Source organism: Kocuria sp. BT304, assembly GCF_003290245.1.
GTDB lineage: Bacteria > Actinomycetota > Actinomycetes > Actinomycetales > Micrococcaceae > Kocuria > Kocuria rhizophila_A.
In genome coordinates, this window is the sequence record NZ_CP030039.1 from 1,398,677 (window position 1) to 1,411,858 (window position 13,182).

General features: G+C 74.2%; 9 protein-coding genes. 7 read left to right on the plus strand and 2 right to left on the minus strand.

Translation table 11 applies throughout. The features are described from left to right. Nucleotides 1-192 precede the first annotated feature (192 nt). Nucleotides 193-969, minus strand: coding sequence for a 4'-phosphopantetheinyl transferase superfamily protein (locus DNL27_RS06280; RefSeq protein ID WP_112235026.1), 777 nt, complete (start codon nt 967-969; stop codon nt 193-195). Next, the gene (locus DNL27_RS06285) at nt 966-1,724 is read right to left on the minus strand and encodes a thioesterase II family protein (protein WP_112235027.1); all 759 of its coding nucleotides are present in this window, start codon (nt 1,722-1,724) and stop codon (nt 966-968) included. Before DNL27_RS06285 ends, DNL27_RS06280 begins: the two co-directional genes overlap by 4 nt. A gap of 886 nt (nt 1,725-2,610) precedes the next feature. Here DNL27_RS06285 and ybaK point away from each other — a divergent pair. From ybaK to DNL27_RS06320, 7 genes are all read left to right on the plus strand, one after another. Beyond that, nucleotides 2,611-3,114 (plus strand): Cys-tRNA(Pro) deacylase, encoded by a 504-nt coding sequence (gene ybaK, locus DNL27_RS06290; protein WP_012398217.1) that lies wholly within the window; start codon nt 2,611-2,613, stop codon nt 3,112-3,114. 145 nt (nt 3,115-3,259) lie between these two features. Continuing rightward, nucleotides 3,260-4,141 (plus strand): iron uptake transporter permease EfeU, encoded by an 882-nt coding sequence (gene efeU, locus DNL27_RS06295; RefSeq protein WP_012398218.1) that lies wholly within the window; start codon nt 3,260-3,262, stop codon nt 4,139-4,141. Nucleotides 4,142-4,329: 188 nt separating this feature from the next. After that, nucleotides 4,330-5,496, plus strand: coding sequence for an iron uptake system protein EfeO (efeO, locus tag DNL27_RS06300; protein WP_204360281.1), 1,167 nt, complete (start codon nt 4,330-4,332; stop codon nt 5,494-5,496). A 3-nt stretch (nt 5,497-5,499) separates the two neighbouring features. Continuing rightward, the gene (gene efeB, locus DNL27_RS06305) at nt 5,500-6,795 is read left to right on the plus strand and encodes an iron uptake transporter deferrochelatase/peroxidase subunit (RefSeq protein ID WP_012398220.1); all 1,296 of its coding nucleotides are present in this window, start codon (nt 5,500-5,502) and stop codon (nt 6,793-6,795) included. A 235-nt stretch (nt 6,796-7,030) separates the two neighbouring features. Then, on the plus strand, nt 7,031-8,332 hold the full coding sequence (locus DNL27_RS06310; RefSeq protein WP_112235028.1) for an MFS transporter: 1,302 nt from the start codon (nt 7,031-7,033) through the stop codon (nt 8,330-8,332). A gap of 593 nt (nt 8,333-8,925) precedes the next feature. Further along, the gene (locus DNL27_RS06315; protein ID WP_050738042.1) at nt 8,926-9,333 is read left to right on the plus strand and encodes a DUF6504 family protein; all 408 of its coding nucleotides are present in this window, start codon (nt 8,926-8,928) and stop codon (nt 9,331-9,333) included. A gap of 85 nt (nt 9,334-9,418) precedes the next feature. Next, nucleotides 9,419-13,126, plus strand: a complete 3,708-nt coding sequence (locus tag DNL27_RS06320) for a DNA polymerase III subunit alpha (protein WP_112235029.1) — start codon at nt 9,419-9,421, stop codon at nt 13,124-13,126. The last annotated feature ends 56 nt before the right edge of the window (nt 13,127-13,182 follow it).

A 13,182-nucleotide genomic window follows, 5' to 3' on the forward strand; every position in this document is an offset into this window, starting at 1 on the left:
TCCCGGCACCCGGCACCCGGCACCCGGCACCCGACCCCGGCACCCGCCGGGGCCCGGTGTGTGCCGGGGGTCCGGCGCGTGCGGGCTGGTCCCGGCGCGTGCCGGGCTCGCCGGTGGTGCGCATGCCCGGCCCCGCTTCAGTGGTGCGGGTCCGGGACCACGGCCCGGCAGGGGCGCGCTATCCGGCGGGTCTCAGCGTGGAGAGTCGGAGTCCGCCTGCCACGCCACGGCCAGGCGCGTGTTTTCGCGCGCGGTGGTGCGGGCGTCCGCCACCACCCAGTCCCGCCCGTACTCGGCGCGGGTCCGGGGGCCCACGTGGATTCCCGAGGGGTCCCGGGCCAGCCCCGTCTCCCACGCCTTGACGAGCGCCTCGACGCGCACCCACGCCCGGGTCACGGCCACGGCACGACGCCGCCCGCGCAGCCGGGAGAGCCGCGTGCGGTCCTCGGGGTGCAGCACGTCCAGCAGCACGTCCGTCTCGACGTCGCTCTGGACACGTTCCACGTCCACCCCCACGCGGCGCTGGGCGGTCGCCACCGCCACGAACCCCGCGGTGCGCGAGAGCGAGAAGCGCACCGGCTGCAGCGGGGCGGGGTCCGGGGGCGTGCCGGGTGCACCCTGCCGCGCGGCGTCGTCGACCGCGCCCGCGCGGCCGTGGACCGCGCGTGGTGCGCCCGTCACGGGATCGTGGTGCACGGGGACCTCGTGGGGGCGGCACCCCAGGCGGTGGGCGAGCACGTGGCGCAGCACCACGTGCGAGACGAGGAACAGCTCACGGGCCCGCTCGGCCCGCACGGTGTCGGCCCGGGCCGTCTCCTCCTCCCCGAGGCACCCGAGCGCGGTGAAGGCCCAGGGGGCGATCTCGGCGACGGGCAGCACGTGCAGGGTCAGGTCCGGGGGAGCGCCCGGGACCCGGCGCCGGTGCGTGGCCCACACGGGCTGCCGCAGCGCCGTGGTGCCCGCGCTCACCGGATGCCCCCGGGCAGTGCGTCCAGTGCGCGCTCCAGCAGCTCGGGGTGCTCCAGCAGGCCGTGGTGGCCTCCCGGGACCGTGAGCGTGTCCACCGCGGCGTCCGCCGCGCGCGCCCACCCTGCCACGGCAGCTGCCGATGCCGCGGGGTCGCCCTCGGCGTGGACCAGCAGCAGCGGCGTGCGCAGCGGCGGCGGAGGGGCCGCGTGGGCCAGGGAGGCCCGCAGGTCCGCGCGCAGCGGCGCGAGCACCAGGGCCCGCAGCTCGGGGTCGTCCAGCAGCTCCGCCGGGGTCCCGCCGAGCCCGCCCACCCAGGCGGCCAGGGCGTCGTCGTCGTCCAGGATGCGTGCGAGCTCGGGATCCGGCGCGGGCGGAGCGGCCTTGGCCGAGAGCACGGTCCGCTGCAGCCGAGCGGGACGCTCGCGCTCCACCGCGGCCGTGAACCAGGCGGCAGGCAGCGCGCCGAAGGAGTGGCCGAGCACCACGGTGGGGACGTTGTCCGCGTCCAGCACGGGCAGCAGCAGCGCGAGGGCCTCGGCCACCACCGAGTCCACGCTCACGGGGGTGGACTCGCCCGCCCGGGACTCGCGCCCGGGGCGGCGGTGGACGAGCACCTCGGTGCCCGGACGCTGCAGCACCCGCCCGGACAGGGCACCCGCACCGGCGTGGGGGAAGACGATCAGGCGACGGCGGGGGAGCGCACCGCCGGAGGACCAGCGCGCCAGGGCCGTGGTGGGGGGAAGGGTGGTGGCCAACGTCCCGGACCTCCTGGGTTGTCGAGGGGATGAGCACCGCAGCCGGACTCCGCACGGGGCCCCGGGCCCCGATGGACGGGAACTCCACGGACGGAAACCCCACGGAGGGAGCCCTGACGGGCAGGTTCCCGACCGACAGGTCCCCGACGGGCGGGGCGGCGCCACCGGGTGCGGCGGTCCGTCCGTCGACCTCCGCCGGAGCACGGAGACCGCTGGTGCCTCCGCGCCAAGCCCGCCCAGAAGCACTCGGGCCCGGAGCCGCGCCCGCCCGAAGGTACTGCCTCCCGGTGCCGCGTGTCCCGGGTGCCGTGCCTCCCGGTGCCGTCCGGGCGGTCCGGCACTCGGGTGGCGCGATGGGGTCGTGCCTGGTCCGCTCGCCGAGGTTTTCCAGTTTGCGGCGTTCTTCCAGTTTGCGGAGTGCCTCCGGCCGGCGGAGTTCCTCCGGTCCGGGGGGTGTTCGATCTGCAGGAGTCCTCCAGTCGGCGGGGGCCGTCCGGAGGTTCCGGTGGGGGTGGTTGACGGGGTGTTGCGTGACGGGGGCCGCTGCGGTGGCCGCGGGGAGGTCGTAGGCTCGGGGACCGGGTTCACGTGCCTTCCCGCGGTGCGGTTCTGGCACCACAGTACCCGCCCGACCGGTCACGACGCCGGGAACCGGTGCCGTGACCGTTCCCTTGCGAGGGACTCTGCGGGGTCGTCGGCCGGGAACGCCGCGTGCCACCTGCGGAGCGGGGGGCACGGGGTGGGCCCGCCCACCGGAGCAACGCACCGGAGTCACATACCGGGGCCATCCACCGGAGACCACCACCTGACACACCGCGGGTGCCCGCAGCAGCCGGGACCCGCCGAGCCCGCCCCAGCACGGGGCGGAGGACGGAGAGCACAGCGCATGGCGGCGAAGAAGCACAGGTCCTCGGCCACACCGGCCGTCCACGCCCTGACCGAGGCGGGAGTCCCGTTCGAGGAGCTGCCCTATGAGCACGACCCCGCGGCGCGCTCCTACGGGGACGAGGCCGCCGAGGCCCTCGGGCTGGACCCGGCCAGCGTGTTCAAGACCCTCGTGGTGTCCCTGGACCACGGAGGCCACGGGGTCTGCGTGGTGCCCGTGGCCGCCCGGGCGGACCTCAAGGCCGCGGCGGCCGCGCTCGGCGCGAAGAAGGCGCAGCTCGCGGACCCGGCGGACGTGCACCGCCTCACGGGGTACGTGCTCGGCGGGGTCAGCCCCCTGGGCCAGCGCACCACGCTGCCCACGGTGGTGGATGAGAGCGCGAGTGGCCTGGAGCGGATGTACGTCTCGGGCGGTCGGCGCGGCTTCGACGTCGGGCTCGCCCCGCAGGACCTCGTGCGGGTCACGGGGGCGGTGCTCGCCCCGGTGGCACGGGCCGCGGGGTAGCCGGGCGGCCCAGCGGACGGAACGGCCCCGGCGCGTCACACGACCGCGCACTCGCGCCGGGGCCCGGGCGCCCCGGCCGCCGCGTGCTACCGTGTCACCATCGATGTTAGGCGTGCCTAACCTTAGGGGAATACGAGACGGGGCCATGTTCCAAACCTTCCTGATCGGCCTGCGCGAAGGGCTCGAAGCGGCCCTGATCGTGGCCATCCTCATCAGCTATCTCCACCGGGTGGGCCGCCCGGCCGCCCTGCGACCCCTGTGGCTCGGGGTCGCGGCCGCGGTCGCGGTGTCCCTCGCGTTCGGAGCGGTCCTCACCTTCGGCCCCTCCACTCTCACGTTCGAGGCCCAGGAGCTGATCGGGGGCTCCCTGTCCATCCTGGCGGTGGGCTTCGTGACCTGGATGATCTTCTGGATGGCGGCCGCCTCCCGGAACATGAAGCACGAGCTCGAGTCCCGCGCCGCCGTGGCGGTCGAGGGCTCCGCCGTGGGCATCGCGGTTCTGGGTGCGCTCGCGGTGGGCCGCGAGGGCCTGGAGACCGCACTGTTCCTGTGGGCTGCCACGCGCGCCACCGGCGGGGCGGGCGGGATGCTCGGACCCACCCTGGCCGCGGTGCTCGGCATCCTCGTGGCCGTGCTCATCGCGTGGGCCATCACCCGCGGGCTCCTCCGGCTCAACCTCTCCACCTTCTTCCGCTGGACGGGCGGGTTCCTGGTGGTCATCGCCGCCGGGGTGCTCGCCTACGGCTTCCACGACCTGCAGGAGGCCGGGGTGCTGCCCGGACTGCACTCCCTGGCCTTCGACGTCTCCGCGGCGATCCCTCCCACGAGCTGGTACGGGGTGCTGCTCAAGGGCGTCTTCAACTTCTCACCGGCCACCACGTGGCTCGAGTTCGGCGTGTGGTGGGCCTACGTGCTGGTGGTCATGCCGCTGTTCGTGGTGCGCTCGCGCGGTGGCCGCACCCGCCCCGCGACCAGGGTGGCCGTGGCCCGGGACACCACCGCCACGGCCACCGCACCCTCCGCCTGAGCCTCCGCCGGCCGGCCCCGCGCCGTCCGGCGGTGACCTGCGGGCGGCGACCGTGCGGCGTCGTCGTCCCCGCGGCCGCCACCCGAGCCACAGAGGCACGGAACCGCAGCAGCACGGAACCACCCACCGCAGCCCCATCCATCTCAGACCCACCCCGCCGTCGCCGACGGCCGAGACCGAGGACCACCATGCCCCGTACCGCCGTGACCCTTCCCGCCCTGGTGACCGCCACCGGGCTGCTCCTCAGCCTCTCCGCGTGCCAGCCCAACGACCCGTCGGGCGGCGCGGGCGACGGCGCGATCTCCGTGACGAGCACCGACGACGAGTGCAAGGTCTCCGCCACCGAGGCGCCCTCGGGCACCCTGCGCTTCGACGTCAAGAACGAGGGCAGCAAGGTCACCGAGTTCTACCTGCTGGGCAAGGACGGGCTGCGCATCGTGGGGGAGGTGGAGAACATCGCCCCCGGGCTGAACCGCACGCTCACCGTCTCCGCACCCCAGGGGACGTACTCCACCGCGTGCAAACCCGGGATGGTGGGGGACGGGATCCGCCACGAGTTCACCGTGACCGCCGGCGACGGCGCGTCCGCGGCGGACGCTGAGGACGGCCAGCTCAAGGAGCAGGCCACCACCCAGTACGCCTCCTACGTCAAGGACCAGAGCGAGCAGCTGCTCTCCGGCACCGAGGAGTTCGCGCGGGCCTACCGGGCCGGCGACGACGCCCGCGCCCGCGAGCTCTACGCGCCCGTGCGCATGCACTGGGAGCGCATCGAGCCCGTGGCCGAGTCCTTCGGGGACCTCGACCCCAAGCTCGACCTGCGCGAGGCGGACCTCGAGGAGGGCCAGACGTGGACCGGGTGGCACCGCATCGAGAAGGACCTCTGGCCTCCCCGGACCGGTTACACCGCCCTGCCCCAGAAGGACCGGGACGCACTCGGCGAGCAGCTCGTGAGCGACACGAAGACCCTCCACGAACGCACCCGCGGCATCACCTTCACCGCGGACCAGCTCTCCAACGGCGCCAAGGAGCTGCTGGACGAGGTGGCCACCGGCAAGGTCACCGGCGAGGAGGAGGCGTGGTCCCACACGGACCTGTGGGACTTCCAGGGCAACGTGGACGGCGCACGCATCGCCTGGGAGGACCTCTCGCCGCTGCTCCAGAAGCGGGACCCCGAGCTGGACAGCACCCTGAAGACCCGCTTCGCCGAGCTGCAGAAGCTGCTCGACCAGCACAGGCGCGGGGACGGCTTCGTGACCTACGACCAGCTCACCAAGGCCCAGGTCAAGGAGCTCTCCGACGCCGTCAACGCCCTGTCCGAACCGCTGTCCACCGTGACCGACAAGGTGGTCGAGTAGACCGTGGCCACCCCGCACCAGGACGTCCCCGCGCGGCGGGCCGTGTCCCGCCGCGCCCTGTTCGGCACCGGAGCCGGTGCGCTCGCGGTGGGTGCCGGGCTGGGACTCGCCGGCCCACCGGCGGTCGCCGCCGTCGGGGACGCCCTCGGCACCCGGGCCCCCGACGACGTCGTGGCCTTCCACGGCGCGCACCAGGCCGGGATCGTGACCCCCGCCCAGGACCGGCTGTGCTTCGCCTCCCTGAACGTGCTCACGAAGGACCGCGCGGAGCTCGTGGCGCTGCTGCGCAAATGGACCGCGGCGTGCCGGAGGATCACCCAGGGCCTGGACGTCACCGAGAACGGCTTCGACGGCGGCTCCGACCACGCCCCGCCCCAGGACACGGGGGAGGCCCACGACCTCTCCGCGGCCCACCTCACCGTGACCGTGGGCTTCGGGCGCTCGCTGTTCCGGGACGGTTCCGGCAAGGACCGCTTCGGGCTGGCCGAGCACCTGCCGGAGGCCCTGATCGAGCTGCCCCACTTCCCGGGGGACCGCCTCGAGGAGCACCGCACGGGCGGGGACCTGTGCATCCAGGCGTGCGCGGACGACCCCCAGGTGGCCGTGCACGCGGTGCACAACCTGATCCGCATGGGCTTCGGGATCGTGTCCACCCGGTGGATGCAACTGGGCTTCGGGCGCACCTCCTCGACCTCCACGGAGCAGGCCACCCCGCGCAACCTCTTCGGGTTCAAGGACGGCACGGCCAACCTCAAGGCCGAGGACCCCGACCAGATCGACCAGCACGTGTGGGTGCGGGACGGCTCCTGGCTGGACGGCGGCACGTACCTGGTGGCCCGCCGCATCCGGATGATCCTGGAGACCTGGGACCGGGAGTCCCTCATGGGCCAGGAGAAGATCATCGGACGCACCAAGGGCACCGGTGCCCCGCTGTCCGGCGGGGAGGAGTTCACCCCCGTGGACCTCTCCATGGCGGGATCCGGCCACCAGCCCATCATCCCCGTGGACTCCCACGTGCGCCTCGCGCACCCGGACAGCAACGGCGGGGTGCAGATGCTGCGCCGCGGCTACAACTACGCCGACGGCACCGACTCGGTGGGCAACATGGACGTGGGGCTGTTCTTCATCGCCATGGTCAAGGACCCCGCCACGGGCTACGTGCCCATGCAGAACAGACTCGCGCGCCAGGACGCCCTGAGCGAGTACCTGCGCCACACCGGCTCCGGGCTCTTCGCCGTCCCGGCGGGGCTCTCGGAGGACCCGGAGGACCACTTCGGGCGTGCCATCTTCGAGGCGTAGCCGCCCGCAGGGCCGGGGACGCGCGGCCGCTCGGCACGGCAAAGGGCGTGGAGCCGCAGGGCGGTGGCGCAGCATGTGGTGCTGCAGCCGGGGCCCGTGGGGGCGTGCGGCTCGCCGGGAGCGGACGACTGGCGCGGCGGGCTCGTCAGGTCCGCGGGCGGCGTCGTCCCCCGACACGGCCCGCTGACGTGAGGCGCGACACATCCCAGTCCCGGCAGGGTCGAAGGGTGGGCCCGTGAACCAGGACACAGCACGGACATCGGCGCGCCCCGGCGCGGGCAGGGCACTCTTCGCGGCCATCGTGGGAACCGTGATCGAGTGGTACGACTACGCGCTCTACGGCACCGCCGCGGGGCTCGTGATCGGGCCGCTCTTCTTCGCGGGATCGTCCGCAGGCGCCTCCCTTGCCGCGTTCGCGACCTTCGCCGTGGGATTCGTGGCGCGTCCTCTCGGAGGCGTCCTGGTGGGGCACGTGGGGGACCGCCACGGGCGCCGCCCCGCGATGATGCTCACGGTGGTCCTCATGGGCGTGGCCACCGTGGGCATCGGCCTGCTGCCCATCCACCTGGCCATCGGCGCGGCCGCCCCCGTGCTGCTCGTGCTGCTGCGGCTGCTGCAGGGCATGGGCGCGGGCGCCGAGCTCGCCGGGGCCATGACCCTCGTGGCCGAGTTCGCCCCGCCCCGGCGCCGCGGCCTCTACACCTCCCTGGTGCTCTTCGCACCGCCCGCCGGCATCGTGCTGGCGTCCGTCGCGTTCCTCTGGGCGGCGTCCCAGGGCGACGACGCCCTGCTCGCCTGGGCGTGGCGCGTCCCGTTCCTGGCCTCGGCCGTGCTCTTCGCGCTCGCGGTGTTCATCCGCGCCAAGCTCGAGGAGAGTCCCGAGTACGAGGCAGCCCTGGCCCGGGCGCGGCAGCAGGGGCAGGGGCGCAAGGTGCCGCTGCTGCAGCTGCTGCGCCACCACACCAGGGCCGTGCTCGCGGGGTTCTTCGCGCTGGCCGGTCACAACGCCCTGAACTACATCCTGGCCGTGTTCTCGCTGTCCTTCATGACCTCCCCGGCCGTGAGCATGCCGCGCGGCTCGGCGCTGCTGGCGGTGAGCATCGGCTCCGTGTGCGGTGTGCTGACCACTCCCCTGGGGGGACTTGCCGCGGACCGGTTCGGGGCGCGACCCGTGCTGGCCGTGGGATCCCTGCTCGGCGCACTGGGAGCCTTCCCGCTGTTCCGCGCGCTGGCGTCCGGGGACACGGTGCTCGCGACCGTGGCCATCGGCGTGGGGTACGGACTCGTGGTCGCGTGCACCTCCGGGGCGCAGGGCACGTTCCTGGCCGGGCTGTTCCCCATGGCGGAGCGCTTCAGCGGCATCGCCCTGGCGCGCGAGACCAACGGGGCGGTCGTGGCTGGGTTCAGTCCGCTCGTCGCTGCGGCCCTGATCACCGCGTCCGGCGGGGCCACGTGGGGCGCGGCCACCTTCCTCGCGGCGTGCTGCCTCAGCTCCGTGCTCGCCGTGGCCCTGATGCGCTCGGAGCACCACGCGTAGGACGTGACTGCCACATCCCCGACCGGATCCGGGCAGGGGTGGGCGCATGCTGCGGACGCCGCCGGATGCCGTGTGGTCCCCGCACATGCCGCTCTGCACGGTGGAACCCCTGAGCGTCGAGGGGCGGCCCGCCGACTTCGGATCCCCCTCGAGCGGCACGAAGGACGCGTCCTCGACCTGACGACCCTCGGCACCCATGAGAACTGCCGCGGCTCGGCGCCCGCGGCCACGTCATCGACGCGCGCATCATCGGTGAGGCGGCTCGTAGCGGTCGGTACGAGCCGCTGCCCCTCACGCAGCTGTGGCACCTGGCCGCCCGGTGGGGTCGCCCCCGCTCCTGAGCACGTCCACGTCGGTCGCACCGAGGCGTGCCGGTGCTGGGGACGTGCCCGCCCGGTGGTGTCCGACCGCGCCCCGCTGAGGACCTGCCCTCCGTGTGACGTCCGACCGTGGCTCCGAGCGCGTGCCGACGATGGCACGGCCGGGGGAGTGGGGGGCATGCCCTGGGCGCGGTCGCTTATGCGTGTCGGACGGCCTTGGCACCGTCTCAGGAGTCGAATAAAGGTTCGAACACCTGGGGAGGACGGCGCATCATGACGGTGCTGGACATGCGGCAGATCGAGAGCTTCGAGGACCCGTGGGACACGGTTCCCGTGATCGGGGCCGCCCTCGACCCCGAGGCGGCCGGGGCCGCGGGGGAGTGGGGGGCAGAACCTGCCCCGGAGGATGTCTCGGTGCGCTGCGACGCCGTGGGGAACCCGTGCGAACTGGTCTACCACGGCCGGGAGCAGCGCGTGCTGGAACCGGTGATCCACTGGTTCGAACGCCGGAAATGGTGGGATGTGGAGGCCCGCGTGCCCCGCGAGAGCCGCACCAGCGCGGTGGACCGGGAGCGCTGGCGGGTCCAGGCCGTCCAGGCGGGCGCGGCGGTGGCCCGCACCTTCGAGCTCACACGCAACCAGGCCACCGAGCAGTGGCAGCTGCTGCGTGTCAGTGTGTGATCCCGTGGCCGTGGAGCCCACCGGGGCGCCGTTGGAGGTGCCCACCTCGGTTGACAGATGTTCGAACACAGTTTCGAATAGGGGCATGTGGTTCCCTCATCTTCACGTGGCGTCCGCGTTCAGTGCGCACTACGGCGTGGCACGCCCGGAGGAGCTCGCGCGGGCGGCCGCCGGGCAGGGCGCGGAGATCCTGGCGTGCACGGACCGGGACGGTCTCTACGGTGCGGTCAAGCACGTGCTGGCGTGTCAGGAGCACGGGATCGCCCCCGTGCTGGGGGTGGACCTCGCCCTGCTGCGGGAACCCGTGCAGCACGCGGGTGCACCGGGCGGGGCGCGCCCGCGTGCAGGGAGCACACCGCAGCGCGGCGGCGCCGTGCGGCCGGGCGGGAACCCCGTTCCGGCACGCGGGAACGGGAGCGGCCCCGGCTCAGGGAGTGCGGGCCCGGTCCGCCCGGGGTCTGCCGCGGCCCGTGGGGGCCGGCGCACGGCGGCGCCGCGGGTGGTCGGCCGGGTGGTGGTGCTGGCCACCGGGCACGACGGCGGGTCCGGGTACGCGGCGCTGTGCCGGCTGGTCTCGGCCGCCCACCGCTCCCACGACCGCGCCGCGGCCAGCCCCATCGGCCTCACCGCCGCGCAGCTCGCGCGCCACGTGCACCGCGCCGCCCGCAGTGGGGAGCCCGGACTCGTGGTGCTGGTGGGGCCGGACTCGGACGCCGGCAGGCTGCTGGCCCGGCGGCACTACCGGGGCGCGCGGGAGGCCCTGAACCGCTGGCGTGCCCGGCTGCCACCCGGTGCCCTCGTGGTGGAGACCACCACCCACCTGGCGCCGCAGGGCGAGGCGCTGAGCACGGGGCACGCGGTGCGCCTCTACGAGCTCGGGCGCGCCGCGGACGTGCCCGTGGTGCTCAGCAACGCCGTGCGCTACGCCCACCCGGGGCAGGCCGTCACCGCGGACGTCCTCGACGCCGCCCGCACCCTCATGTCCCTCGACGAGCTCGCCGGGGCGGACCGTGGGGTGCTGCAGCCCAACGGCCAGGGCTGGCTCAAGGACGGCCCGCGCATGGAACGGCTCGCCCACGAGATCGTCACCGCCGCCCGCGTGGACCGGGACACCCCCGCCCGGCTGCTCGTGGACACCCACCACCTCGCCGAACGCTGCCGCCTGGACCCGCAGGGGGACCTCGGCATCGGGACCCCCATGATCCCGGAGGCCTCCGTCCTCGGCCTCAGCGGGGACCCGGACCGCGAGCTCGCCCGGCGCTGCTACGCCGGTCTCGCCCGGCTGCACGCCGGGGAGGACTGGGACCGCACCGTCCCCGGGCTCAACAGGGAGTCCCTGCGCGAGAGGCTCGAGCGCGAACTGTCCGTGATCTCCCAGCTGGGGTTCGCCGGGTACTTCCTCACCGTGGGAGAGGTCTCGGACCTGATGAGCGCCATGGACGTGCGCCACGCCGCGCGCGGCTCCGGGGTCTCCTCCCTGGTGGTGCACCTGCTCGGGATCTCACCCGCGGACCCCCTCGAGTACGACCTCGTGTTCGAGCGCTTCCTCTCACCGCTGCGCCCCAACCTCCCGGACATCGACATCGACATGGAGAGCGCCCGCCGCCACGACGTCTACCGCCGGATCTTCGAACGCTTCGGTCCCCGCCGCGTGACCCTCATGAGCATGCAGAACGCCTACCGCTCCCGCGGTGCCGTCCGGGACGCCGGACTCGCCCTCGGCCTCGGCCCGCAGGACGTCGACCACGTGGCGGGTCAGCTGTGGCGGGTTCCGGGGGGCACGCTGCGCGAGGAGATCTCCCGCCGCCCCGAGCTGGCTCCCCTCGCGCAGCGCCTCAGGGACAACCGGCAGATGGACCTGCTGGTGGACCTCACCGAGCGCCTCGACCGGCTGCCCCGCCACATCTCCATGCACCCGTGCGGGGTGATCCTCTCCGACACCACCCTGCTGGACCGCACCCCCGTGCAGGCCAGCGGAATCGGGCTGCCCATGTCCCAGTACGACAAGCACGACATGGACCCCATGGGGCTGATCAAGCTCGACATCCTGGGCGTGCGCATGCAGTCCACCCTCGCCCACGCCGTCGCGGAGGTCGCACGGCTGCACCCCCACGAGGCGCTCCCGGACCTGGACACCATGCCCCGCGACGACCCCGACACCTTCCGCCTCATCAGCTCCACCCACACCCTGGGCTGCTTCCAGATCGAGTCCCCCGGGCAGCGCGAGCTCATCGGCACGATGGGCCCCGAGGAGTTCAACGACCTCGTCGTGGACATCTCCCTCTTCCGCCCCGGGCCCATGCAGGCCAACATGGTCCGCCCCTACCTGGACGCCCGCCACGGCTGGTCCACCCCCGTGTACCCCCACCCGGACCTCGAGGAGGTCCTCGCCGAGACCCGCGGCGTGGCCGTCTACCACGAGCAGATCATGCGGATCATGGACCGGATGACCGGGTGCGGCCTGGGCCGCGCCGACGTCTGGCGCCGCCTGCTGGGCTCCCCCGGCGAGGAGCCGGTGGAGACCGCCTTCCGGGAGGGCGCACGTGCCCGGGGCTACACGCGGGCCGTCATCGACACCGTGTGGGAGATCCTCCACGCGTTCGGCAGCTTCGGCTTCTGCAAGGCCCACGGGGTGGCCTTCGCAGTGCCCACCTACCAGTCCGCGTGGTTGAAGACGCACCACCCGGAGGCCTTCATGGCGGGGGTGTGGGAGCACGACCCTGGGATGTACCCGGCGCGGCTGCTCGTGGGGGAGGCCCGCCGCATGGGCATCCCCGTGCTGGGACCGGACGTCAACCGCAGCGGGGAGCACCACCGCGTGGAAGCGGTGACGCCCCGGCCCGGCACCGTGGTCTCCGGGGACCTGGACGCGGGGATCCCCCACACGCAGGACGGTGCCTGGGGGATCCGGATGTCCCTGAGTGCCATCACCGGGGTCAGCTCCGCCGAGATCGAGCGGCTCCTCGCGGGGCAGCCCTACGAGAACCTCGCCGCGGTCCGCGCCCGTGCCCGGCCCTCCCGGCGGAGCCTGCAGCGCCTCGCCACGGCCGGGGCCCTCGACGGGCTGCTGCACGGTTCCGGGACCCGTGCCTCCCGCGCGGACATGGTCCACTTCCTGACGGACCGGGCGCAGCTCCCGGCCCGGGGGTCCGCGGGACGCACCGGGCCGGGCCAGGGGCAGCTCGCACTGCCCCTGGGGGACGTGGACCTGACGTCCCTGCCAGCCCGGCTGCCCGAGCTCACCCCGCAGGAGAGGGTGCGGGCGGAGATGGAGACCATGGACATCGAGGTCAGCGCCCACCTCATGGACTCCCATGCCGAGCTCGTGCGCGCCTACCGTGCCACACGGGCGCAGGACCTGCTGGGGCTGCGCAGCGGCAGCGAGGTGGTCGTGGCCGGTGTGCGGGTCTCCACCATGACCCCTCCCATGCGCAGCGGCAGACGCGTGGTCTTCATCTCCCTGGACGACGGCTCGGGGGCGGTGGACTGCACGTTCTTCGACGAGGCGCAGGCTGCCTCCGGGGAGGTGCTCTTCGCTCCCACGCTGCTGCTGGTCCACGGCCACACACGACGCACGGGCCCCCGCGGGATCGGGATCCAGGCGGTCCGGGCCTGGGACCTCTCCCGCCCGGAGACCCTCCCCGACCCCCGCACGCTGCTGGGATCGTGCCCCACCCCCTCGCGGCCGCCGCGGCGCGACGGGCCGGCACGGGCGCGGCAGCCCCGGGGGCACGGCAGCGGGCCGCGGGCCACCACTCAGAAGGCGTCCGGGCACGGGGCGGGTGTGCGATGACACCGCCCATGACACACCGCGGACGCGCAACGGCACGGTGCGGCACACCGCGAGTG